The organism is Parazoarcus communis, assembly GCF_003111665.1.
Lineage (GTDB): Bacteria > Pseudomonadota > Gammaproteobacteria > Burkholderiales > Rhodocyclaceae > Parazoarcus > Parazoarcus communis_B.
The window spans coordinates 1,120,280-1,143,961 of the sequence record NZ_CP022188.1 but is presented as its reverse complement, the minus strand read 5'-3'; the positions used below and the strand labels follow the sequence as shown (position 1 = coordinate 1,143,961).

Annotated in this window: 19 protein-coding genes; 12 read left to right on the top strand and 7 right to left on the bottom strand. The window is 65.2% G+C overall.

Annotated features, from left to right (window positions below):
• Positions 1-30 precede the first annotated feature (30 nt).
• The 3 genes from CEW87_RS05280 to CEW87_RS05270 all read right to left on the bottom strand — a co-directional run bounded on the left by CEW87_RS05280 (position 31) and on the right by CEW87_RS05270 (position 3,414).
• Entirely contained in the window at positions 31-447 is a 417-nt protein-coding gene (locus CEW87_RS05280) for a secondary thiamine-phosphate synthase enzyme YjbQ (protein ID WP_108976947.1), read from the bottom strand.
• Positions 444-2,561 (bottom strand): 5-histidylcysteine sulfoxide synthase, encoded by a 2,118-nt coding sequence (gene ovoA / locus CEW87_RS05275; protein ID WP_108971761.1) that lies wholly within the window; start codon positions 2,559-2,561, stop codon positions 444-446. The genes CEW87_RS05280 and ovoA overlap by 4 nt, the downstream gene beginning before the upstream one ends.
• Before the next feature lie 121 nt (positions 2,562-2,682).
• Positions 2,683-3,414: an SDR family oxidoreductase gene (locus CEW87_RS05270; RefSeq protein WP_108971760.1), complete on the bottom strand. Its 732-nt coding sequence runs from the start codon at positions 3,412-3,414 to the stop codon at positions 2,683-2,685.
• Positions 3,415-3,570: 156 nt separating this feature from the next.
• On the opposite strand from CEW87_RS05270, the gene CEW87_RS05265 reads away from it, so the two are divergent.
• The 4 genes from CEW87_RS05265 to CEW87_RS05250 all read left to right on the top strand — a co-directional run bounded on the left by CEW87_RS05265 (position 3,571) and on the right by CEW87_RS05250 (position 9,339).
• A complete protein-coding gene (locus CEW87_RS05265; RefSeq protein WP_108971759.1) occupies positions 3,571-4,509 on the top strand; it encodes an alpha/beta hydrolase in 939 nt (312 codons plus the stop codon).
• Between the two features lie 103 nt (positions 4,510-4,612).
• A complete protein-coding gene (locus CEW87_RS05260; RefSeq protein ID WP_234421676.1) occupies positions 4,613-5,014 on the top strand; it encodes an H-NS family nucleoid-associated regulatory protein in 402 nt (133 codons plus the stop codon).
• A 108-nt stretch (positions 5,015-5,122) separates the two neighbouring features.
• Positions 5,123-6,268, top strand: a complete 1,146-nt coding sequence (locus CEW87_RS05255) for an exonuclease SbcCD subunit D (protein ID WP_108976943.1) — start codon at positions 5,123-5,125, stop codon at positions 6,266-6,268.
• Complete coding sequence (locus tag CEW87_RS05250; protein WP_108971758.1) at positions 6,265-9,339, top strand: AAA family ATPase; 3,075 nt, start codon at positions 6,265-6,267, stop codon at positions 9,337-9,339. Before CEW87_RS05255 ends, CEW87_RS05250 begins: the two co-directional genes overlap by 4 nt.
• Positions 9,340-9,572: 233 nt before the next feature.
• Here the strand turns inward: CEW87_RS05250 and CEW87_RS05245 are convergent, their stop codons facing one another.
• Positions 9,573-9,842 (bottom strand): hypothetical protein, encoded by a 270-nt coding sequence (locus CEW87_RS05245; protein WP_108971757.1) that lies wholly within the window; start codon positions 9,840-9,842, stop codon positions 9,573-9,575.
• Positions 9,843-9,959: 117 nt separating this feature from the next.
• On the opposite strand from CEW87_RS05245, the gene CEW87_RS05240 reads away from it, so the two are divergent.
• Positions 9,960-11,042: a metal-dependent hydrolase gene (locus CEW87_RS05240; protein ID WP_108971756.1), complete on the top strand. Its 1,083-nt coding sequence runs from the start codon at positions 9,960-9,962 to the stop codon at positions 11,040-11,042.
• Between the two features lie 62 nt (positions 11,043-11,104).
• Here the strand turns inward: CEW87_RS05240 and CEW87_RS05235 are convergent, their stop codons facing one another.
• The 3 genes from CEW87_RS05235 to CEW87_RS05225 form a co-directional block, all read right to left on the bottom strand.
• Positions 11,105-12,205 carry a BMP family ABC transporter substrate-binding protein gene (locus CEW87_RS05235; protein WP_108971755.1) on the bottom strand — a complete coding sequence of 367 codons (1,101 nt, stop codon included), beginning with the start codon at positions 12,203-12,205 and terminating at the stop codon, positions 11,105-11,107.
• A gap of 34 nt (positions 12,206-12,239) precedes the next feature.
• The gene (locus tag CEW87_RS05230; RefSeq protein ID WP_108971754.1) at positions 12,240-13,247 is read right to left on the bottom strand and encodes an adenosine deaminase; all 1,008 of its coding nucleotides are present in this window, start codon (positions 13,245-13,247) and stop codon (positions 12,240-12,242) included.
• A gap of 160 nt (positions 13,248-13,407) precedes the next feature.
• Positions 13,408-14,046 carry a TetR/AcrR family transcriptional regulator gene (locus CEW87_RS05225; protein ID WP_108971753.1) on the bottom strand — a complete coding sequence of 213 codons (639 nt, stop codon included), beginning with the start codon at positions 14,044-14,046 and terminating at the stop codon, positions 13,408-13,410.
• Between the two features lie 164 nt (positions 14,047-14,210).
• On the opposite strand from CEW87_RS05225, the gene CEW87_RS05220 reads away from it, so the two are divergent.
• The 7 genes from CEW87_RS05220 to CEW87_RS05190 all read left to right on the top strand — a co-directional run bounded on the left by CEW87_RS05220 (position 14,211) and on the right by CEW87_RS05190 (position 23,656).
• Positions 14,211-15,404, top strand: a complete 1,194-nt coding sequence (locus CEW87_RS05220) for an efflux RND transporter periplasmic adaptor subunit (protein ID WP_108971752.1) — start codon at positions 14,211-14,213, stop codon at positions 15,402-15,404.
• 11 nt (positions 15,405-15,415) lie between these two features.
• Positions 15,416-18,577 (top strand): efflux RND transporter permease subunit, encoded by a 3,162-nt coding sequence (locus tag CEW87_RS05215; protein ID WP_108971751.1) that lies wholly within the window; start codon positions 15,416-15,418, stop codon positions 18,575-18,577.
• Positions 18,574-19,977, top strand: a complete 1,404-nt coding sequence (gene adeC, locus CEW87_RS05210) for an AdeC/AdeK/OprM family multidrug efflux complex outer membrane factor (RefSeq protein WP_108971750.1) — start codon at positions 18,574-18,576, stop codon at positions 19,975-19,977. The genes CEW87_RS05215 and adeC overlap by 4 nt, the downstream gene beginning before the upstream one ends.
• A 127-nt stretch (positions 19,978-20,104) precedes the next feature.
• A complete protein-coding gene (dksA, locus tag CEW87_RS05205) occupies positions 20,105-20,533 on the top strand; it encodes an RNA polymerase-binding protein DksA (RefSeq protein WP_108971749.1) in 429 nt (142 codons plus the stop codon).
• 72 nt (positions 20,534-20,605) lie between these two features.
• Positions 20,606-20,866, top strand: coding sequence for a membrane protein insertion efficiency factor YidD (yidD, locus tag CEW87_RS05200; protein ID WP_108949868.1), 261 nt, complete (start codon positions 20,606-20,608; stop codon positions 20,864-20,866).
• Positions 20,867-20,876: 10 nt separating this feature from the next.
• Positions 20,877-22,286 (top strand): DUF2868 domain-containing protein, encoded by a 1,410-nt coding sequence (locus CEW87_RS05195; RefSeq protein WP_108971748.1) that lies wholly within the window; start codon positions 20,877-20,879, stop codon positions 22,284-22,286.
• On the top strand, positions 22,283-23,656 hold the full coding sequence (locus CEW87_RS05190; protein ID WP_108971747.1) for a GTPase/DUF3482 domain-containing protein: 1,374 nt from the start codon (positions 22,283-22,285) through the stop codon (positions 23,654-23,656). Before CEW87_RS05195 ends, CEW87_RS05190 begins: the two co-directional genes overlap by 4 nt.
• Positions 23,657-23,682 lie beyond the last annotated feature (26 nt).

Sequence of the window (23,682 nt, the reverse complement as noted above, 5' to 3'; positions counted from 1 at the left end):
TGAGCAGGTGCCGGTCGGGCCGGTGTGTGTTCAGGTGCCGAGCATGGTGACCACGAGCTCGCGCGCGTGGCCTTGGCTGCGGTGTTCCCACAGGAAGATGCCCTGCCAGGTGCCGAGCAGCAGCTTGCCGCCCCCGACCGGCACCGTAAGTGCGACTTCGGTCAGTACGCTGCGCGCATGGGCGGCCATGTCGTCATCGCCCTCGAGGTCGTGGCGATAGGCCGGGTCGCCGTCGGGTGCCCAGCGCCGCGCCAGGGTTTCAAGGTCACGCCGCACGTCGGGATCGGCGTTCTCGGTGATCAGCAGCGCACAACTGGTGTGGCGCACGAAAACGTGAGCGACACCGGTGTCGACGCCGCTGGCGGACACTGCTTCGGCCACAGCAGCAGTAATGTCGGTCATCCCGCGGCCACGGGTGCTGACCGTGAGGCGGGCCTGGCGGCTCACGTCCGGCGCTTCCACACCGTCAGTTCGGACAGCGTGTGCTGATGCTTGCGCAGGGTTTCGCGGATGACGAAAGGCACGGCTTGCGGGCCCTGTACGAGTTCGAATTGCGCGCCGAGGATGTCCTTCAGGCCGTCGAGCGTGGTCCACGACTCGCCATCCTTCTTGAACCCACCGATCCACTCTTCACGTTTGGTGTGCTCCTCCAGCCAGGTATAGGGGGACGCCAGGATCAGCAGGCCACCCGGATTCAGCCGGTGCGAAACGTCCTCGAGGAAGCGGCGCGGGCTGTAGAGGCGGTCGATCAGGTTCGCGGCGAGGATGAGGTCGAAGCCGGTGTGGATGTCTTTCAGGTTGCAGGCATCGCCCTGCCAGAATTCGACACGGTCTGCGGTGTCGGCGAGGCCAAGCTCGTCCAGGCGACGCTCGTGGTAGCTGACCAGTTCGCCTTCGTCGGGCAGGGTGTAGCGCAGGCTGCCGGTTTCGGCGAGCCTGGCCCCGGCCTGGATGAAGCGCGCCGAGAAGTCGATGCCGACCACACGTTTGAAGGCGCGGGCAAGCTCGAAGCTGGCGCGGCCGGTGGCGCAGCCGAGATCGAGCGCCCGTGCGACGCTGCCATTGCCCAGCCGCTTGTGAGCGTCGATGGCAATATCGGCCAGTGCCTTGGGAAAGTTGGGTACGCCGAAGACTTCGTCACCGTAGTGGAACTCGGCGTACTGGGACAGCAAGGTATCGGTCTCGTACGAGGAGGCCGGATTGAGGACGGGCGCGTCGGTGACCACGTAACGAAAGCCGGCATGCTGGAAGAAATGGCGGCGGAAGGCGTAACGCGAGGCGTGGCGCGACTCGTTGCCGGTGGAGATCCAGCTGCCGCCCTTGATGATGTTGTGGCGATCGTCGAAGGTCGGCGTGGTGAAATCGTCGTAGATCGGGTGAACCTTGAAGCCGTCGAATGGGTAGATCGCGGTTTCGCACCATTGCCAGACGTTGCCGACGACGTCGAACAGGTCGCCGTGGGCGTGTGTCGTGACCGGACAGCTCGATGCGCCATGATCGAGGTGCAGGTTGGCCTGCGCCGGGGCGTTGTGCGGCACGTCAGAGAGTCCGGCGTGGTCGTAGATGCGGTTCCATTCGTCTTCGGTGGGAAGGCGCACCGGCTGACCACTTTCGCGCGCCTTCCAGCGGCAGAAGGCCCGGGCTTCGAGGCAGTTGGTTTCGACCGGCCAGTCCCATGGCATCGGGACCTCCTCGGTCATCAGGCGCAGTTTCCAGCCGCCACCGTCCGGTATCCAGAAGGTGGGGTGTTCAGCACGGGCAAAACGCTTCCACCCCAGGCCTTCCTCATCCCACAGGCTGTCGTCCGCGTAAGCGCCGGCATCGACGAAGGCGCGGAATTCGCCATTTGATACCAGGTAGCGCGCGGCCTTGAACGCAGGGATCTCCGTCTCGTGACGACCATACTCGTTGTCCCAGCCGTAGATCGGCTCGTCAGCATCGCGTCCGAGCCTGACCTGCCCCGCCGGGATCGCGACCAGCGTGTTCTCCGGCGCTGTGCCGTGCCTGGTGGTGTGCTGCCAGTCAGCATGCGCCTTGACGTACTTCAGGGCGTGCTGGCGGATCAGGACGGAGGAGGTTTCGAGGTGAATGCGTTCATGCTCGATGCCCATGAGCACGGCCCAGAACGGATCCTCCCAGCCGATTGGCAAGCTGAAGGGCGTCTCCTGGATCACCTGGTCGACGACCGCACGTACCTGAAGGCGATAGTTGGCCACTTCGTCCACGCTTGGCCAATCGTAGCGGGCGTCGTCGAGATCGTCCCAGCTCATTTCATCAACGCCGACCGCGAACATCGATTCCAGGCGCGGATCGATGCGCTCCTCGATCAGGCCTGCGAGGATGAACTTGTTGATGAAGAAGGTGGCGGTGTGGCCAAAATAGAAAATCAGCGGGTGACGCAGGCTGATGGCTTTGGTGGTGTAGGCCTCTTCATTGGCGAGCACTTCGAACAGGGATTCGTAGCGGTCGAAGGTGGCGTGAAAATAGGTGAGGATCTCGGCACGCTTGGCTTCGACGTCGGCGCCCGAAAGCAGCGGGGTGCGTGGGAATAGCGAATTCATTCGGGCATTCGGCATTGTCGGTATGGATTGGACTTTGAGTGATTATGTTTGCGGGATCAAGCGCAGCTGCGGTCGCGGCGTGTTGGCAGGGCGTGCCTTGCCGCTGCACCTGGCAGAAACCTTAGTCCAGCTCTCTCAGGTCTGACACCGCCTCATGCCCGAAGGCGTCGGATAGCACATGATTGACCAGTTGCAAGGCGCACCGTTCCGCGCTGTTGAGCTGGCCCTCGCGCTTGAGTGCTTCGAAGCGGGCGCGCTGGGGGAAGGCCGCCTCCGATGTGGCGCGGATTTCGCCCTGCATGTCGGTGTCGATCACGCCGGGTGCAATGCTGCTGATTTTCAGCCATGGCGGCGCTTCGAGTGCGACTGCGCGCGCATGATGGTCGAGCGCGGCCTTGCTCGCGCAATACACACTCCAGCCGGCATAGGGCTTGCGCGCGGCGCCGCTGGAAATGTGCACGATGCGGCGTGCGCGTTCGGCACTCCCTCCCGCGGCGAATGCATTCGCCAGCGCAAGCGGCGCGGCAATGTTCAGGCTCACGGCCTGCAATACACGGGCGGTGGATTGGTTGCCGAGCAGGCCGACGGGTTGAAGCAGCCCCGCATTGTTGATGAGCAGCGCTGAACCTTCGTCGGCCAGAAAGCGTTTGAACCGGCCACCGGAAAGCCAGGCGTCGAGTGCAGGGAGCTCGGACAGGTCCAGCGCTTCTTCCTGCAGCAGGGCAGGAAAGCGGACGGCAAGATCGGCGTTGCCGTGACGTGCAATACCAAGCACCCGGATGCCGCGCTTGAGCAGGTTCTCCGCAATTGCGGCCCCCAGTCCGCGGCTGTGTCCGGTAACAATGGCGCGCATGCTCGCTCCTGTCATTAAAGTCTGATTGTGGGCACCAATGGCGGTCGGGATCAAGTCTGGGATGAATGAACATAGACCGTTCTTGCCGCGGCTTTGCGCCGACTTGCCCGAACGAAACCACGACGCGCACAATCCCTCTTTGACGATTCTCTGCTCATGAGCGCTCTTCAACCCTTCCATGTCCTGTTTCTGCTCGCGGGCGGCGCGGCCTTGCTGGCCTTGCGCGCGGGCGTCCGCTACGCGATCCGTGCCGGTCTTGCTGCGCCTCGGGTTGCTGAAACTGCGGGCCCGGAGTCGCTTGGCCTGACCTTCTCGACCGCGCGCATCCCGACCGCCAATGACAAGCATCTGCATGCATGGCTGATACCGTCCAAAGCCGGTGTCGACCTTGCAGGCACGGTCATCGTGCTGCATGGCTGGGGCGGCAATGCGCAGATGATGCTGCCGCTGGCGCAGCCGCTGCATGAAGCCGGGTTTGCAGCCTTGTTCATCGATGCGCGCTGCCATGGGCGCTCGGACGACGACAGCTTTGCCTCGCTGCCGCGCTTTGCCGAAGACGTAGCAGCCGCCTGCGACTGGCTGGCCGCGCGCCCCGGATCAGGCGGTGGTCGCGTCGCTCTGCTGGGCCATTCCGTCGGCGCCGGTGCGGTGCTGCTGGCCGCGACCCGGCGCAGTGAGGTGGCAGCGGTCGTCAGCGTGTCGGCCTTCGCCCATCCAGCGGACATGATGCGCAGCTGGCTCGCGAGCAAACGCATCCCGCGCTGGCTGGAGGCCTACATCCTCGACTACGTGCAGGCGACCATCGGTTTTCGTTTCGACGACATCGCGCCGGTCGCCAGCATCGCACGCCTGCATTGCCCGGTGCTGCTTGTGCATGGCGAGCACGATGACGTGGTGCCGGTCGCCGATGCCTCGCGCCTGCACGCGGCGCGTGCACACGACAGGGTGGATCTGCTCACGCTGCCGGGGGATCACGAGTCCTTCGAGGATATGGCGGGAGAAATGAAGACCATCATCGCCTTTCTGCAGTCCGCACTGCCGCCGACTGCCAGCGATATGGCTGCAACACCCGCGGATCATCGATTTCGGGCGTGAGCTCCAATGATTCGACTTTAGTCATAGATATCAGATGTTTCGGGGCAGGCTTCGTGGCATCATTGGCACCATTCCAACTCCTTGAGGGAAAAGCGTTCTCGCCATGGTCATCGACCTGAAGGATTATTCGCTGCCGCAGCTTCGTGTGCTCGGCAGCCGCATTGAAAATGAAATCCGCCGCCAGCAGCTCAACAGCAAAGCGATATTGCGGCGCAGGCTGTCTTCGCTGGCCCGCGATCACGGCCTGACGCTCGACGAAGTGCGTAGCGACAAGGCCGCCGAGAAGATTGTCGAAGCACCGTCGAGCATCGCACAACGGGCTTCCGCGCGTGTGCAGGTGGCGGCGAAGTATCGTCACCCGAGCAATCGCGAACTCGCTTGGTCGGGCCGCGGCCGGCAGCCGCACTGGGTCAAGGCCTGGCTGGCCAACGGCGGCTCGATGGATGCGCTGGCGACTGCCGCCGAGAAGATGGCACCGCGCAACTTCCGCCTGCAGCAACTGTAAGGCGACGCACTTCGGCGCGCGGAAAGGCGTCGGGCGTGCGTTTGCGCATCTCACCTGCATTGCCAGGTGTGCGAAACTGCGGCCCCGCCCATCCTGTCTGTCATCGCCATGCGCTTTCTTCATACTGCCGACTGGCATCTCGGTCGCGTCTATCACGGCGTCTCGCTGCTGGAAGACCAGGCCCATGTGTTGCGCGAATTCGTGCGCATCGCCGCCGAGCTGCGTCCCGATGCCATCCTGATCGCGGGCGACATCTACGATCGTTCGGTGCCGCCTGCCGATGCGGTGCGCCTGCTCGACGAGGTGCTCACCGAACTGGTGTCCGGCCTCGGCATTGCGGTGGTCGTGATCGCGGGCAACCACGATGGCCCCGACCGGCTGGCCTTCGGTTCCAGCCTGCTGACCCGGGCCGGGCTGACGGTATGCGGGCCGGTGAGTGCACAGGTGCAGCCGCTGATGCTGCGCGATGCGGATGGCGAGGTCGCGGTCTATCCCCTGCCCTATGCCGAGCCTGCGCTGGTGCGCGCAGCGCTGGGCGATGACACGATTCACGATCATCACGCCGCGCTTGCGGCGCAACTGGACGCGATCCGGTCAAGCCATCCTGCAGGCGTGCGCGCGGTCGTGGTGGCACATGCCTTTGTGCTCGGCGGCAGCGAATCGGAGTCGGAGCGGCCGCTGACCGTGGGCGGCACCGGCGCTGTCGATGCAAGCGTGTTCGAGGGCTTCGACTACGTCGCGCTCGGGCATCTGCACCGGCCGCAGCGCGCCGGCAGCGATCGCGTGCAGTATTCCGGTTCGCTGCTCAAGTACTCCTTTGCCGAAGCCGGGCATCTCAAGTCGGTCAATCTGGTCGAACTCGACGGCGCCGGGCAGTGCCGTGTGGAGCAGATCGCACTCAAGCCGAGGCGCGATCTGCGCATTGTCGAAGGCACGCTCGACGACATCGTTGCCGGGGCTGCCGACGATCCCGGCCGCGCCGACTACGTGCTCGCCCGCCTCAGCGACAGCGGCGCCCTGCTCGATGCGATGGGCAAGCTGCGCTCGGCCTATCCCAATGCGCTCGCCATCGAGCGCCCGGCGCTGCACGGCGAAGGCGAAGGACGGGCGGCGGAGGATCACCGGCGCGTCAGGATCGACACGCTGTTCGCCGGTTTCTACACCGAGATGACGGGCCAGGCGCTCGATGAAGCCGGTTCCGCAGTGCTCGCCCGTATCGTCGATGAACTCGAACACGAAGGGCGCCACGCATGAAGCCGCTCAAACTCATCCTGCAGGCCTTCGGACCGTTTGCCGGCCGCGAGGTGATCGATTTCACGCTGTTGCCGGCGGGCTCCCTGTTCCTGATCTCCGGCCCCACCGGCGCGGGCAAGACCTCGATTCTCGACGGCATCACCTGTGCGCTCTATGGCGACACCTCGGGTGGAGAGCGCAGTGCGCGCGAGATGCGCAGCCATCATGCTGACCCGGCGATGCTGACCGAAGTCGAATTCGAGTTCGCGCTCGGCACTGAGCGCTACCGGGTGCAGCGCACGCCCGAGCAGGAACGCCCGGCGCAGCGCGCGACCCGCAGCGGCGACAGCATGGTGAAGGTGCCGGCCAAGGCTGCGCTGTTCCGCTTCGATGCGGCAGCGGACGGCGATGGCTGGGTGCCGATGTCGAGCAAGAGCACCGAAGTCACGCAGGACGTGACCAGGCTGCTCGGTTTCGAAGCCGAACAGTTCCGTCAGGTCGTTCTGCTGCCTCAGGGCCAGTTCCGCAAGCTGCTGGCCGCCGGCTCCGGCGAGCGCGAGAAAATCCTCGAAACCCTGTTCGGCACCATCGCCTACAAGCGCGTGCAGGATGCGCTCAAGGCCGAGGCCGCCGCCTTGAGCAAACGTGCCGAGCGCGCCCGCATGGAACGCCAGATCCTGCTGGAGCAGGCCGGCGTGGACTCAGCAGAAGCCCTTGCTGCCCAGCGCGAGGCGCTCGACGAGGCCTTGCGCGCGCTGGAGGAAGACGAGAAACGAGCACGTGAGGCAGATCTTCAGGCCCGCAGTGTCTTGCAGGCCGCGCGGGCGCTCGACGCCCGTTTTGTAGAGCGTGAAGCGGCAGTCACGGCCATGCAGTCGCTCGATGCGCGTCAGGCGGACGCGGATCGTCAGCGCAGCCGTCTCGGCATTGCGCGCAAGGCCTTGCAGGTGCTGCCGGCCGACCGTTCTCAGAGCGACGCACGGCAGCAGGTGCAAGGCGCCCGTGAGGCGGTGGCGACGTTGTCGCTGCAGGCGGGCAAGCTTGCCGAAGCGCTGCGCGCGGCGGCTCAGGCGCTGGCCCACGAGAACGCCGACGCTCAGGTCCTGGCACGTGAGGCGGCCCAGTGCGAAGTGTTGCGGCTGGAGGGGCTGGCAGAAAAGGTGGAGCACCTGGCGCGGGCCGAGGCCGGGTTGCAGTCCGTGCAAAAGCTCAGGGCTGAGGCGGATGCGGCGCTGGCAGCAGCGATGAAGGACGCGGAAGCACTCGGCACCCGCCGGCTTGAACTGGCCCAGCGGATCGAGGCGCTGCAGCCACAGGCGGCGGGCGTCGAGGCACTGGGCCTGCGACTCAAGCAGGCGGAGCAGCACGAACGCGCGCGGATCAACCTGGCGCAGCAGCAGCGCAAGCGCGACGGCTTCCACAGCGCCGAAGTCACGCAGCAGCGCGTGCTGGATCAGGCAACGGCCGCCCGCGACAGCGCACGGCAGGCGTTCGAGGCGCTGGATGCCACCTGGCGCCAGGCCCAGGGCGCGATCCTCGCCCATCACCTGCATGAGGGCGCTCCCTGCCCGGTGTGCGGCAGCGCCGAACATCCCGAGCCTGCCCGTTTCGACGGTGAGTTGCCGACCGAAGCCGCGCTGAAAGCTGCGCGTGAAGCCGTCAGTCGTGCCGAAAAGGCCCACGACGGCGCGCGCACCGCCTTCGACACGGCATCGCGGCAAACTGCAATCGCGCAGGCCGAGGTCGATGCGCTGCAATCGGCGTTGAACGCGAGCGCTGGAGACGACGGGGCGGTGCCGGATTCGGTCGCCACGCTGCGCGAGCAGCTGCAGGTGGCCACTGCCGCACAGACCGAGCTCGCCCCCGCACGCTCGCAACTCGCCACGCTCGAGGCCGCGCAGCTGAAAGCTGCAGCGATGCTGGACGAAACACGTGCGGCGGTGAGCAAGGCCGCAAGCGAGGAGCAGGGGGCACGGCAAGTCGTCGAGGAGCGTCGCGCAGCGGTTCCCGAGCCCTTGCGGGAGCCGGCCGCGCTCGGCGCCGCGCTGGAGCAGGCCCGCGCCCGGCGCCAGACGCTCGAGCGCGCGCTGAGCCAGGCGCAGACTGCGCACGGCAAGGCCGTCAGCGAAGATGCCGCCCTGCGTGCCCGTCAGGAAGAGCTGGAGAAGGCGCTGACTTCCGCCACACGGCGCGAGGCCGATGCGGCAGATGGTTTCACCACCGCGCTTGCGGCCACGGGGTTTGCCGACGAATCCGCCTACCGCGAAGCGCTGCTTGAACCGGCCGCGATCGACACGCTGGCGGCCGAGCTGAGCCGCTTCGACGAGGACTATGCCGCGGCACGCGAGCGGCGCAAGCTCGCCGAGGCTGCGATCGAGGGGCAGCAACGACCGGACCTCGTGGCGCTCGACGCGATGGCGAGTGCGCAGCGCGAGCGGCTGGATGTCGTGCTGGGCGAACTCGGCCAGCGCAAGGCCGAGCTCGACAAGATCATGCTCAGCCAGAAAAAGCTGGCGGAGATCGCTCGCGAAACCGGCAGCATCGAAGCGGAATACCGTGTCGCCGGTCATCTGGCCGCGATTGCCAATGGCGAGAACGGGCGCAATCTGACCTTCCAGCGTTACGTGCTGGCGGCCCTGCTCGACGACGTGCTGCGTGCGGCCTCCCTGCGTTTGCGGGCAATGAGCCGCGGGCGCTATCTGCTGCAGCGGCGCGACGAAGTGGCGGATGCGCGACGTGCGGCCGGCCTCGACCTCGAGGTGATGGACGACTACACCGGTCGTGCCCGGCCGGTGAGCACGCTGTCGGGGGGCGAGGGCTTCATGGCCTCGCTGGCGCTGGCGCTCGGTCTGTCCGACGTGGTGCAGGCCTACGCCGGCGGCGTGCAGCTCGACACGCTCTTCATCGACGAAGGCTTCGGCAGCCTCGACCCGGAGTCGCTCGACATGGCGATGAAGGCCTTGATCGACCTGCAGCAGCGCGGCCGCATGGTGGGTGTGATCTCGCACGTCGACGAAATGAAGCAGCAGATCGATGTTGCAATCGACGTGGAGCAGGGAGTGAGGGGAAGCAGGGTGCGCATCCGGGCGTGAGCCGGCTCACGCATGATGCCGGCGCAATACGTTGTTGCAATCGCTTGCGGAACCGGCTCACCGTGAAAGCCCTCTGAAACGGTTCTTAAACAACCATAACGAGAGGTGATGCGATGAGCACAGACACCCTGACACATTTCATTCGAACTTCCGCCCGCTACCTCGGCGTTCCGCCGCGTGACGTGCAAACTGCCGCCTGACCCGGCGTCCGCCGTCCGGAGCCGCCCGAACCGCTAGTGTGCGGGCGCGACCGCCGGAATCTCGACCCGCTCCTGACGCATCAGGAGCGGGTCGGGTGGGGGCTCAAGATAGAGGGCTCGCAGCAGATTGCCCTGCATGATCGCCGCCAGGCGAAAATGCCCCATCTCCTGAGTGCGCGCCCAGATCACCGCCTCACCCTCCGACGCAAAGTCGAGCGATTGAACCGCCTGACCTCCTCCGTACCATGCCTGCAGCGACTCGAAGAAGGCGACCTTCCACGCCGAAGTGCCGGTCTCATCCATGTCATGCGCTCCGTGCGGGGGTTTGAGTGAGCTTCGATTGACGGCCTTGTGCGTCGTTCCATCGGGGGCGCATTTCGGTAACGGGAACGATTCTCGTCGGGCCCATTCAAAGCCGCCATGGATACCCTGACACATGCCCTTTCCGGCGCGCTCGCCGGACGTCTGCTTGCACGGCGCAAAGGTGTGGCGGGTGCGCTGCCGCCGCCTGTCTGGCAGGCCGTTGCGGTCGGCACGGCTGCCGCCACATTTCCCGATCTGGATTTCGTGCTCGGATTCGTCTCCGAGCTGACTTACCTGCGCGGGCATCGCGGCGTCACCCATTCCCTGCTGCTGATGCCGGTGTGGGCCCTGCTGGTCGCAGCGCTGATGGCCGGCCTGTTCCGCCTTCGACGCGGGCGCGAGGGCGCAGCGAGCTGGCGTGCCTTCTACCTGATCGCCTGCTCCGGCATCTTCATCCACATCCTCGGCGACCTGATCACCCAGTTCGGCACCATGATTCTGGCGCCCTTCTCGGACCGGCGCTTTGGCTGGGGAACGACCTTCATCATCGACCTCGGCTTTACCGGCATCATCCTTGCCGGATTGCTGGCAAGCGCGCTCTGGCGTCGCAGCCGTGTGCCCGCCGGGCTGGCACTCGTGGTGCTTGCGGGCTGGGTGGGGCTGAGCGCATCGGCGCGCTCAGACGCGATTGCGTTCGCGCGTGCCCACGCCACGGCGAACGATATCGACATCGTGAGCGTGGATGCGGTGCCCCGACCGGCGTCGCCGTTCAACTGGACGGCCGTGGTGTTCGATGGCGAGCGCTACCATTACGCCCACATCAATACCCGGCGCAGCGAGCCGCTTGAGGTGGCCGAGAGCGACAACTTCATTCGCCGTCTGTCGGCGGCCTATGTGCCGCTGTCGATGGCACAGTGGACGGTGCGTCCGGTGTTCGGCAACGGTGACGCCAGCGCCATTGCGCGCCAGGTATGGGACGAGGACAAGTTCGCCTTTTATCGCTGGTTTGCGATGTTTCCGATGCTCGATCAGGTTGAGCCCGCCGCTGGCGGCGGTGTTTGCGTGAACTTTGTCGATCTGCGTTTCGAGACGCCGGGACGCGATGGCGTGCCCTTCCGCTACGGTCTGTGCGGTGGCGCATCCGAGGGCTGGCGGATCTTCGAGCGCGTCACCGGCGGCCGCAGGTGGATCGGGGAGTGAGCCGGGTGCCACGGCCCTGATGTGAGGCACCGCGCAAGCTTGCGCGGTGCCGGATCGAACGCTTACTTGCCGCCGGGGACCGTGCCCTCGACGCCTTCCAGGTAGTAACTCATCGCCAGCTTGTCCTTGTCGCTCATGCCCTGTCCGGCTGCGACGATTTCCTTGCCGGCCTGGTCACGCAGCGGTCCCATGAACACCGGGCGGCTGCCGTCGATGATGCCCTGACGGCGTTCGGCCACCAGTTGCTTCACGTCGGCCGGCAGCATGTCGCCAAGACGGCCGAGGTCGATTGCACCCTCCTTGAGTCCGTACCAGACCTGTTGCTGCGGCTTGAAGCTGCCTTCCAGCAGTTCGCCGACCACCTTGGTGTACCACACGCCCCAGTTGATCTCGCTGGCGGCCAGCTGCGCTTTCGGGCCGTAGGCGTGCATGTCGGAATCCCAGCCGAAGGCATAGGCGCCCTTCTCCTGCGCGGCCTGCAGCACGGCGGGCGAGTCGGTGTTCTGCATCAGCACGTCGGCACCTTGCGCGAGCAGGGTCAGCGCAGCCTGGCGCTCCTTGCCGGGATCGAACCAGGAATTGACCCAGATGACGCGGGTGCTGGCGGCCGGGTTCACGCTGCGTGCGCCCAGCGTGTAGGCGTTGATGTTGCGGATGACTTCCGGAATCGGGTGTGAGCCGACCACGCCGAGCTTGCCGGACTTGCTCATCTTGCCGGCGACGACGCCGGCCAGATACGCGCCCTCGTAGGTGCGGACGTCGTAGGTGCCCAGGTTCGCAGCCGTCTTGTAGCCGGTGGCATGCTGGAAGCTCACTTTCGGGAACTGGCGCGCCACCTTGAGCGTGGCATCCATGTAGCCGAAAGAGGTGGTGAAGATCAGACCGTGTCCGTCCTGCGCAAGACTGCGCACGACGCGCTCGGCGTCCGCGCCCTCGGCCACGCTCTCGATGAAGGTCGTCTTCACCTTGCCCGGGAAGGCGGCTTCGACGGCGCGCCGGCCAAGATCGTGGGCGAAGGTCCAGCCCGCCTCGCCGACCGGACCGACATAGACGAAGCCCACCTTCAGTGGCCCGGTGCTCTGAGCATTTACGGCCGAAACGGGGAGCAGTGTGGTGGCAGCCAGCGCTGCGCTCCACTTGAGGACGGTACGACGGTCAGTCATGTGTGAACTCCGGCAGGTGGAAGAAGTACGGGGGTCAGTCTTCGGGCAATGCCTCGATGCGCGCCAGCCAGGGGGTGCGCTCGGCGTCGCCGACAAAGCTCGCTTCAAGGCTGTTGCGCGCGATGCGCTTGAGCTCGGCACGGCTCAAGTGCAGGGCTTCGGCGGTGGCTAGAAAGTTCTGGCCGATGTAGCCGCCGAAGTAGGCGGGATCGTCGGAGTTGATCGTGACCTTCAGCCCGGCATCGAGCAGTTGCTTCAGGTTGTGGCCCTGAAGCGTCGGGAAGACGCACAGCTTGATGTTCGACAGCGGGCAGACAGTCAGCGGAATCTGTTCGCGCACCAGGCGTTCGACCAGCGCCGAATCTTCGGCCGCGCGCACGCCATGATCGATGCGTTCGACCTTGAGCAGATCCAGGGCCTCGACGATGTAGGCGGGCGGGCCTTCCTCGCCGGCGTGGGCGACGATGTGCAGACCCAGTTCGCGGCAGCGTGCAAAGAGGCGGGCAAACTTGGATGGCGGATGACCTTTTTCGGAGGAGTCGAGGCCGACGCCGTGAATGCGCGAAACATGCGGCATGGCCTGTTCCAGCGTGGCAAAGCCTTCTTCCTCGCTCAGGTGGCGCAGGAAACACAGGATCAGGCGCGAACTGATGCCGTACTGCACGCGGGCTTCGTCGCCCGCGCGTTCAAGGCCGTCTAGCACCGTTTCGAAGGCGACGCCGCGTTCGGTGTGGGTCTGGGGGTCGAAGAACAGCTCTGCATGCACCACTCCATCCGCGTGAGCGCGGGCGAAGTAGGCCATGGCGAGTTCGTAGAAGTCCTGCTCATGGATCAGTGCAGCGGCACCGGCGTAGTAGAGGTCGAGAAAGCTCTGCAGGTCGGAAAACGCGTAGGCGGCGCGGGTGGCCTCGACGCTCGACCAGGGCAGGGTCACGCCATTGCGCTGCGCCAGCGCGAACATCATCTCGGGTTCGAGCGAGCCCTCGATGTGCAGGTGAAGCTCGGCCTTGGGCAGGGCGCGGATATAGGTTTCGAGGTCCATCGCGATCTCCAGTTCGGGATTGAGCCGGCTTCGCGGTGATGCTGCACTGCCGCAGAAATCGTCAGGACGATCATAGTGCGGGTGCCCGGGGATGCGCGAAGCCAACTGACAATACCGATCATAAAGCGAAGCGGATAAGGCAGTGTGGCCTCGGGCAGAGTCAGGCGGGCGGACTGGCCGCGAATCCCGGACCCGTGATCAGACTCCGCACGACGGACTGAAATGCGTCGGCGAACTGGTCGGCATCAAGGTCGGGGTTGCGCACGCTGCGTGCCAGTACGCCTTCGAACATCGTGGCGAGAATTTCGACCATGTTGGTGATCGTCTCATCGTCGGTGCTCAGTCCTTTGGCGCCTCGCGCCAGGCGCAGGATTTCGGTGATGTTTTCATTGCAGCACTTGCTGGCATTGCGCACGATGACCGCGATCTCGGGATTGCGCGACGCTTCTGCGAGGATCTCGAGTTTGAGCACGGCCTTCCCGCGCTCAAGGTTCTCCTTCACGCCTTCGGCGACGCCATCGATCATGGCTTCAAGGATGTCGTCGGCGGCACGCCACGTGGCGCTGAGCGTCAGCAACTCATCAAGATCATGCGCGACGATGGCGGCAATGATCGCTTCCTTGTTCTCGAAATAATGATAAATATGCCCTGCGCTCATGCCGGCGGACTTGGAAATCTGCGAGATGCTGGCACCATGGAAGCCGTGAGCACGAAAGCAGTCGGAAGCCGCAGCAAGGATCTGGGCTCGACGCGCTTCAGCGCGTGAGCAGTCTGCTGGCGTATGCGCTTCTGCGTTCATGACGTGTCTCCGATGTGTAATGAGAATGTGTTTTAACTGCTTGCAAGGGTAAAAAGCTTAACATAGAATGAGCGTTCAATCTAGAATAACCATTCTACCTTTGGTGAATCTCCGTCTTACCCGGGCGGGCATTGGCACCACTTAAATTTTCACGAGGCTCGTCCATGCAGAACCGCCCCCAACTGCTTTTCAAAACACTTGCCGTGGCGCTGGCTGGTGCCACCATTCTCGCGTCCTGCAGCGGCGGTGAGCAGACTGGTCAGGCAGGCCCTGCGGGCGGTCCGCCGCCGGCTCCCACTGTTGGCGTGGTCGTTGCCGTGGCCGAATCGGTGCCCCTGGTGAGCGAATTGCCGGGTCGTACGGCGCCTTACATGGTCGCCGAGTTGCGGCCGCAGGTTACCGGGATCGTGCAGAAGCGCCTGTTTACAGAGGGTAGCGAGGTCAAGGCCGGTCAGACCCTGTATCAGATCGACGCCTCCGCCTATCGCGCATCCCACGACAGCGCCAAGGCCAGCCATGCGCGTGCCGAGGCCAATCTTTACAGCGCGCGTTTGAAGGCCACTCGCTACGCAGATCTGGTGAAGATCGAAGCCGTGAGCAAGCAGGCCAACGACGATGCGGTCGCTGCTCTCAAGCAGGCCGAGGCCGATGTTGCTTCCGCCCGTGCAGCGGTCGAGGCTGCCCGCATCAATCTTGATTTCACCAGCGTCACCTCCCCGATCTCGGGGCGCATCGGACGCTCTGCCGTGACCCCGGGGGCGCTGGTCACCGCCAATCAGGCGACCGCGCTGGCGACGGTACAGCAGCTCGATCCGATCTACGTGGACCTGACGCAGTCGAGTTCAGAACTTCTCGGTCTGCGGCGCGCAGTAGAAGCCGGCAAACTCAAGAGTTCCGGCTCGAAAGGGGTGCCGGTCCAGCTCGTGCTAGAAGATGGCACTCAGTATGCGGCCGAAGGCAAGCTGGCCTTTTCCGAAGTCACGGTCGACCCCGGCACGGGCAGCGTTACCTTGCGTGCGGTCTTCCCCAACCCGAAGGGTGAATTGCTGCCCGGCATGTACGTGCGCGCAAAGCTCGCGCAGGGCGAAGCGGACAACGCCATTCTGGTGCCGCATGCAGCCGTGAGCCGCGATCCGCGTGGCAATCCGATGGTGATGGTGGCCGGCGCCGAAAACAAGGTCGAGGCGCGCATGGTCACGACCGCGCGTTCACTGGGCGACAAGTGGGTGGTGACTGATGGCCTCGCGGCGGGCGACCGCATCATCGTCGATGGCCTGCAGCGCATCCGCCCGGGCGCTACGGTGCAGCCGCAGGAGGCCGGTGCCGCAGCACCGGCTGCTGCGCCGGCGGCGAAGTGAGGGGCTGAATAATGGCTCGCTTCTTTATCGACAGGCCCATCTTCGCATGGGTGATTGCACTGGTCATCATGCTCGCAGGGGCATTGTCCATCCTTGAGCTTCCGGTGTCGCAGTATCCGGCGATCGCGCCTCCGGCCGTCGTCATCAACGCCAAGTATCCGGGTGCGTCCGCGCAGGCGGTGGAAGAGTCCGTGACCCAGATCATCGAGCAGAAGATGACCGGGCTCGATGGTCTGCTTTACATGAACTCGTCCAGCGATGCGTATGGTTCTTCGGCCATTACGCTGACCTTCGACGCCGATACCGATCCCGACATCGCCCAGGTGCAGGTGCAGAACAAGCTGCAACTCGCCATGCCCCTGCTGCCGACAGCGGTGCAGGCGCAGGGCGTTCAGGTGGCGAAATCCGCACGCAACTTCCTGATGGTGATCGGTTTCGTCTCGCCTGAGGGCAAGCAGGATGGCGTCGACCTGGCGGACTTCGTGGTGTCGTCGGTGCAGGATTCGCTGTCGCGTGTCACTGGTGTCGGCGAAGTGACCGTGTTCGGTTCGCAGTACGCCATGCGGGTGTGGCTGGCACCTGAAAAGCTCAACAACTTCAAACTCACGCCTGCTGATGTAAAGGCGGCGATCCAGGCCCAGAATACCGAGGTTTCGGCCGGTCAGCTGGGGGGCACGCCTGCATTGCCGGGACAGGGCTTTACCGCTTCCATTACGGCTCAGAGCCGCTTGCAGACCGTTGAGCAGTTCGAAGCCATTCTGCTGCGCACCTCCGCTCAGGGGGGTGAGGTTCGCCTGAGCGATGTGGCACGGGTGGAAATCGGGGCCGAGAACTACGGCACCGTGGCACGCTACAACGGCAAGCCGGCTGCCGGTGTCGGCATCAAGCTGGCGGCAGGCTCGAACGCGCTCGAAACCGCGAATGCGGTGCGTGCCAAGCTCGACCAGATGAAGCCCTACTTCCCGGACGGGATTGACGTCGTCGTGCCTTACGACACCACGCCTTTCGTGCGGATCTCGATCGAGGAAGTGGTCAAGACCCTGATCGAAGCCGTGGTGCTGGTGTTCCTGGTGATGTACCTGTTCCTGCAGAACCTGCGTGCGACGCTGATCCCGACCATTGCAGTGCCAGTGGTGCTGCTCGGTACCTTCGGTGTGATGGCCGCCTTCGGCTTCTCGATCAACACCCTGACCATGTTCGGTGTTGTGCTTGCCATTGGTCTGCTGGTTGATGATGCGATCGTGGTGGTAGAGAACGTCGAACGGGTGATGAGCGAGGAAGGTCTGTCGCCCAAGGAGGCAACGCGCAAATCGATGCGCCAGATCACCGGTGCACTGGTGGGTATTGGCCTGGTGCTGTCGGCGGTGTTCGTGCCGATGGCCTTCTTCGGCGGCTCGACCGGCGTGATCTATCGCCAGTTCTCGGTCACCATCGTGTCGGCCATGGCGCTGTCGGTGCTGGTCGCCATCGTGTTTACCCCCGCGCTGTGCGCGACCATGCTCAAACCGGTGGAAAAAGGTCACGACATTGGCGAGGGCGGCATGTTCTCGGGCTTCTTTGGCTGGTTCAACCGCATGTTCGACCGCAACACCCGGCGCTACGAGTCGGCGGTGGGCGGCATTCTCAAGCGTAGCCTGCGCTTCATCGCCATCTACCTGGCGATCGTGGTGGTGCTCGGCTTCCTCTTCGTGCGCATGCCGACTTCCTTCCTGCCCGAAGAGGACCAGGGAGTGATGTTCAACCAGATCATGCTGCCCGCAGGAGCGACGCAGGAGCGCACGCTCGAAGTGCTGAAGAAGGTGGAAAAGCACTTCCTCGAGGATGAGAAGGACACCGTGAAGGCGCTGTTTACCGTGGCCGGTTTCAGCTTCGGTGGCAGCGGCCAGAACATGGGTATCGGTTTCGTGAACCTGAAGAGCTGGGATGAGCGGACCGGGCCGGGCATGGGTGTGAAGGCCATCGCCGGTCGGGCCATGGGCGCGTTTTCGCAGATCCGTGAGGCAATGGTGTTCGCATTCGTGCCGCCGGCGGTGATCGAACTCGGTACTTCGAACGGCTTCAACGTTCAGCTTCAGGACCGTTCGGGTCTCGGCCACACGGCCCTGGTGGCAGCACGTAACCAGTTCCTCGGCATGGCGGCGCAGGACAAGCGTCTGGTCGGCGTACGTCCGAACGGTCAGGACGACACGCCTGAATTCCGCCTCGAGGTTGACCACGCCAAGGCAGGCGCGCTGGGCATCTCGGTTGCTGACATCAACGATATGCTGGCAACCGCGTGGGGTGGCAGCTACGTGAATGACTTCATCGACCGTGGCCGGATCAAGAAGGTCTACGTGCAGTCCGACGCCTCGGCACGGATGACGCCCGAGGACATGGACAAGTGGTTCGTCCGCAACGACAAGGGCGAGATGGTGCCGTTCTCGGCTTTTGCCACGGCGAAATGGACTTACGGTTCGCCGCGTCTGGAGCGCTACAACGGACAGTCGTCGATCGAGGTGCTGGGGCAGGCTGCGCCTGGCCTGTCATCGGGTGAAGCGATGGCTGCAGTCGAAGAGATCATGACCAAGCTGCCCGCAGGCATCGGCTACGAGTGGAGCGGTACCTCGTTCGAGGAACGTCGCTCGGGCTCGCAGGCTCCTGCGCTGTATGCCTTGTCACTGCTGGTGGTCTTCCTCTGCCTGGCGGCGCTGTACGAGAGCTGGTCGGTACCGTTTGCGGTGATGCTGGTGGTGCCGCTCGGCGTGCTCGGTGCCTTGCTCGCGGCGACCGGTCGCGGGCTGTCGAACGACATCTACTTCCAGGTGGGTCTGCTGGCGACCATCGGTCTGTCGTCGAAGAACGCCATTCTGATCGTCGAGTTCGCCAAGGCGGAGATGGAGGCGGGCAAGGATCTGATTACCGCGACGCTGACTGCGGTGCGGATGCGTCTGCGTCCGATCCTGATGACCTCGCTGGCTTTCGGTCTGGGCGTGTTGCCTCTGGCCATCAGCACCGGCGCGGGTTCCGGCAGCCAGAACGCGATCGGTACCGGTGTGCTCGGTGGCACGATCGCCGCCACCGTGCTGGGCATCTTCTTCGTGCCGCTGTTCTACGTTGTGATCAAGCGCATTTTCAAGGACAAGCCGGTGCAGCCTGAGAATCATGTTGCGGCAGCGCCGGAGGAACGGACATGAACACCCTTCGTAGCCTGACCCTCGCTGTTTCAGCGACTCTGCTTGGTGCGTGCACGACGCTCGCGCCGGATTACCTGCGCCCGGACGCACCGGTGGCCTCGGCCTGGCCGGGGCAGACCGAGGCGGTTGCAGCCCCTGTCGCGGTGGCCGATATCAGCTGGCGCGACTATTTCGCCGATGCGCGCTTGCGCGAGCTGATCGGGATCGCTCTGGAGAACAATCGCGACCTGCGTGTAGCGGCGCTCAACATCGAGAAGGCGCAGGCGCAGTACCGCATTCAGCGGGCAGCCCAGTTCCCGTCAGTAACGCTCGATGGTGGCCAGAGCGCGTCGCGCACACCGAGCGACCTGACCTACAGCGGCGAATCCACGATCTCGCGTCAGTACTCCACGACCGTCGGAATCTCCGCGTGGGAGCTCGACTTCTTCGGGCGGGTGCGCAGCCTGCGTGACCAGGCGCTGGAAACCTACCTCGCTACCGAAGAGGCCGGGCGGAGCGCACAGATCAGCATCGTGGCCGAGGTCGCCAACGCCTGGCTCACGCTTGCGGCCGACCGCGAACTGCGGGACCTCGCGCGCGAGACCTGGCAGACGCAGCAGAAATCGGTGGATCTCACCCGTCGCAGTTTTGAGGCCGGTGCAGTTTCCGCGCTCGATGTGCGTCAGGCGCAGAGCGCAATGGAGCGCGCCCGCGCAGACGCGGCGCAGTATGCGTCGCAGGTGGCAAAAGACGAGAATGCGCTCGCCGTCCTCACCGGAGGGCAAGTTCCGGCCCGTTTGTTGCCGGAGAAGCTGGTCGATGCGGTGACCGCGCTTGCCGAACTGCCGTCAGGCATTCCGTCCGAGGTGCTGGTGCGTCGTCCGGACGTGCTGCAGGCCGAGCGTGCCTTGCGTGCGGCCAACGCCAACATCGGCGCAGCGCGCGCAGCCTTCTTCCCGAGCATTTCGCTGACGGCAACGGCGGGCACGACGAGTGCTACGCTCGACGGACTGTTTCAGGCCGGATCGGGGACCTGGACTTTCGTGCCCCAGCTCACGCTGCCCATTTTCAACGCAGGGGCGCTCAGTGCCAGCCTGGATGTGGCCAAGGTACAGCGCGAGATCCAGGTGGCGGAATACGAGAAGGCCATCCAGAGCGCCTTCCGTGAAGTGGCGGATGCACTGGCCGAGCGCGCCAACCTGGGCGAGCAACTCGACGCCCGGCGCAAGCTGGTCGAGGCCAGTACAGAAAGCTATCGCCTGTCCGATGCGCGCTACCGTAACGGCATCGACAGCTATCTTGTGCTGCTCGATGCGCAACGTTCGCGGTATGCTGCAGAACAGGAGCTGATCGCTGCGCGTCTGTCCGAGGCGGGTAACCGGGTTGCGCTATACAAGGTGATGGGTGGCGGCTGGCAATAACGTGGTGTAATTCCGGTAATAACGCCGGCTGGCAGCGCTGTTTTGCGGAGTATGTCGCAACAATTCCCGCTTTACGGTATGGTCTCGCCCTGCCAGTCCGGACGTATGCCGAACAAGGAATCTCAACATGAACGCAACCACTACTCCAGCCCTTATGACCGAGGCCGAAATCCTTGCTGCGCCCGAGTCGGATTACATGTCAGCACGTCAGCTGGCATTCTTCCGGCACCGTCTCCAGACCGAGATGGATCAGCTGCTTGAGAACGCGCACGAAACCACCACCCACCTGCAGGACAACGAGGCTACGCCCGACCCCTCCGACCGCGCCAGCGTCGAGGAAGAGCACACCCTCGAACTGCGCGTGCGGGACCGCGAGCGCAAGCTGCTGAAGAAAATCGGCGAAGCCATTGCCCGCATCGATGCCGGTGAGTATGGCTGGTGCGAGGAAACCGGCGAGCCGATCGGCATCGGCCGTCTGCTGGCTCGCTCCACCGCCACCCTGTCGCTCGAAGCCCAGGAGCGCCGCGAGAAACTTAAGAAGATGCATGGCGGTTGATTGCGGCCTGCTGTCCGGGACGCAGACATCGTGTCTGCGCCCTGGTCAGACTGCCCGATCCGATTCCACCTGATGCGCTGGCTACTGCGCGGCCTGATCCGCGGCTATCAGCTCTTCATCAGCCCCCTGCTCGGGCCGCGCTGCCGTTTCTACCCGACGTGCTCGCACTACGCGCTCGAGGCCATCGAGACCCACGGCGCACTGAAGGGCAGCTGGCTGGCCTTGCGCCGGCTGTTGCGCTGCCATCCATGGAGCGCCGGCGGGGTCGATCTCGTGCCGCCTGTCTGCTGCAAGGATCATCCCCCGCACGAAACGCATACGCACCGGCACTAGGAGCCGCAGCGTGAATCCTGCCGCGCCGCTTTCCGCACTTGAACACCGCTGGCTGGCCGAACTTGTTCGCCGCCACGAATCCCGCCACGGCCGTCTCGAAGATGCGGTCGAACTGGCGGAGGCGCGCCGCGCCCCTCCCGATCTCGAAACCCGCATTTGTCGTCGCGCCGAACTCCTCGGTACACGCGAGGGCTGGCGCGATGCCATCCTGCGCTGGCATGGTCGTGCGCGGCTGATCCTCGCCTTCGCGTGCGTGCTGGCGCTGGTGCTCGGTGCGGGCACGGCAGCGGCCGTGCTCGGCGATGGCAGCCGGCCGGTCAACGTGGTGTGGGCGCTGGGCGGTCTGCTCGGCGTGCACCTGTTCAGCCTCCTGCTGTGGCTGCTTGGCACGCTTGTGGCCGGCCGCGGACGGACGCGCGGCGGCAGTGCGCTGGGCACGGTGTGGCTGCGCCTGGTCAGCGTGTTCGACCGCAGTCCTGCCGCGGCCGAGCTGCCGCTCGCGCTGGGGGGGCTGCTCGCCCGCGGCCGCCTCGCAAGCTGGGGGCTGGGTGCAGTCAGTCATCTGTTGTGGTTCCTGGCCCTTGTCGGCGCCGCAGCGGGTTTGCTGGGCTTGCTGGCGGTGCGTCGCTACGGCTTCGTGTGGGAAACCACCATTTTGCCCGGCGACGCTTTTGTCTCACTCACCACTCTGCTCGGTGTCCTGCCCGGCCAGCTGGGCTTCCCGGTACCGGATGCTGCACAGGTGATCGCCAGCGGCGACGCCGTCATGGCGGACGAAGCCGCGCGTCGCGCGTGGTCGGGCTGGCTGCTGGGCTGTGTGCTGGTGTATGGCGTGCTGCCAAGACTGCTGCTCGTGCTGGCTTGTGCGCAGGGCTGGCGGTATGGCTTGAGTCGCCTGCAGCTGGATCTGGCGCTGGCCGATTACATCCGTCTCAAGCCACGGCTGTTGCCCGACAGCGAACGTATCGGTATCAGCGATCCCGCGCCGGCACGGATGCCACGACCGGGACGCCATGGACACGCCGCTGCGCAAACCGGTGCTGCGGTCATGGTGGCGCTCGAACTTGGCGCAGATCTGCCCTGGCCGCCGGTCGGCTGCGAAGGATTGGCTGCCGATGGCGGCCGTCTCGATAGCCGCGACCAGCGTCGTGCGGCCATCGCTCGCTTCGGTGCGACGCCGCCGGCACGTCTGCTGATTGCAATCGACCCGCGACTGACGCCGGATCGCGGCAGTCTGGGCCTTGTCGCCGAGCTTGCCGACCACGCCGGTGAAACCCGGGTATGGGCGCTGCCTGTGCCCGATGGCGGTAGCGGTCGCCTGAGCTTGTGGCAGGATGGGCTGTCTGGCCTTGAACTCGATGAGGGCGCGTTGATGGCGGATCAGGATCAGGTGCGAGCATGGCTGGGAGCGGCAGTATGAGCGCATTGCTGCGCGTGGCTGTGGTCGGTCATACCAACACCGGCAAGACTTCGCTGCTGCGGACTTTGGCACGCGATGCCGGCTTCGGGGAAGTCTCGGATTCGGCAGGTACCACCCGGCATGTCGAGGGCCTGCGGCTGATGGCTGACGATCAGCCGGTGGTCGAGCTCTACGATACGCCGGGCATGGAAGATGCCATCGCCCTGCTCGAATTCATCGACGAACTGGTCGCGCCGGGTGAGCGGGTCGACGGCCCCGATCGCATCAGCCGCTTTCTGGCCACTGCCGAGGCGGGCGCGCGTTTCGAGCAGGAGGCCAAGGTGTTGCGCCAGTTACTGGCGAGCGATGCGGCGCTGTATGTGGTCGATGCCCGCGATCCGGTATTGCCCAAGCACAAGGACGAACTCGCCCTGCTCGCCAGCGCCGCCCGGCCCTTGTTGCCGGTGCTCAACTTCATCGCCTCGCCGGCGGCGCGTGCCGACGACTGGCATGCGGCGCTGGCGCGTCTTGGCCTGCACGCAGTCGTGCGCTTCGACACCGTGGCACCCGCGGTCGATGGCGAGCGACGCTTGTTCGAGACTCTCGCTACCCTGATGCACAGCCACCGCCCGGCGCTTGAAGCGCTGATCGCCGACCGCGAGGACGAGGCGGAATCGCGTCGCCTGAGCGCGCGCCGGCTGGTGGCGGAACTCCTGATCGAGCTTGCAGCTCGCCGCGACGTGGTCGATGCCGATGACGATGCGGCGCTGCAGGCCGCTGTCCACAGCTTGCGCGAGACGGTGCGCGCACGCGAGCAGGCCTGCGTCGAAGCCTTGCTGCAGCTCTACCGCTTCCGCCCCGACGACGCGCGTGCTGCCGAGTTGCCGCTGGCCGACGGGCGCTGGGACGACGATCTGTTCAATCCCGAGACCCTGCGCCAGATGGGCATTCGTCTCAGCACCGGGGTGGCGGCAGGGGCTGCGGCTGGGGTCGGGATCGACCTGATGACCGGTGGTCTGACGCTGGGGGCTGCAGCAGCGCTCGGCGCGGTGGCCGGTGGCCTGTGGCAGACCTTCGGCCACTACGGTGAGCGCATTGCAGCCCGCCTGCGCGGTCATCACGAACTCACCGTGGACGACGCCATCCTCCGTCTGGTCGCGCTGCGTCAGCGGCAGCTGCTGATTGCGCTCGAAGGCCGTGGCCATGCGGCGATGACGCCGATCGAGCTGCCGCAGGCGGTTTCGCCCGAGTCCGATCCGGACAGTGCCGACTGGCGCGAAGGGCGCCTGCCCGACCCCTTGCTGCAGGCACGGGCGCATCCGGAGTGGGCACATGAAGGCGACGACGACAGGGACGAAGCCGAGCGCAGCCTCGCCGAGTATCTGGTCTGAGGTTTTGAGTGCAGTGCCCGGAGATG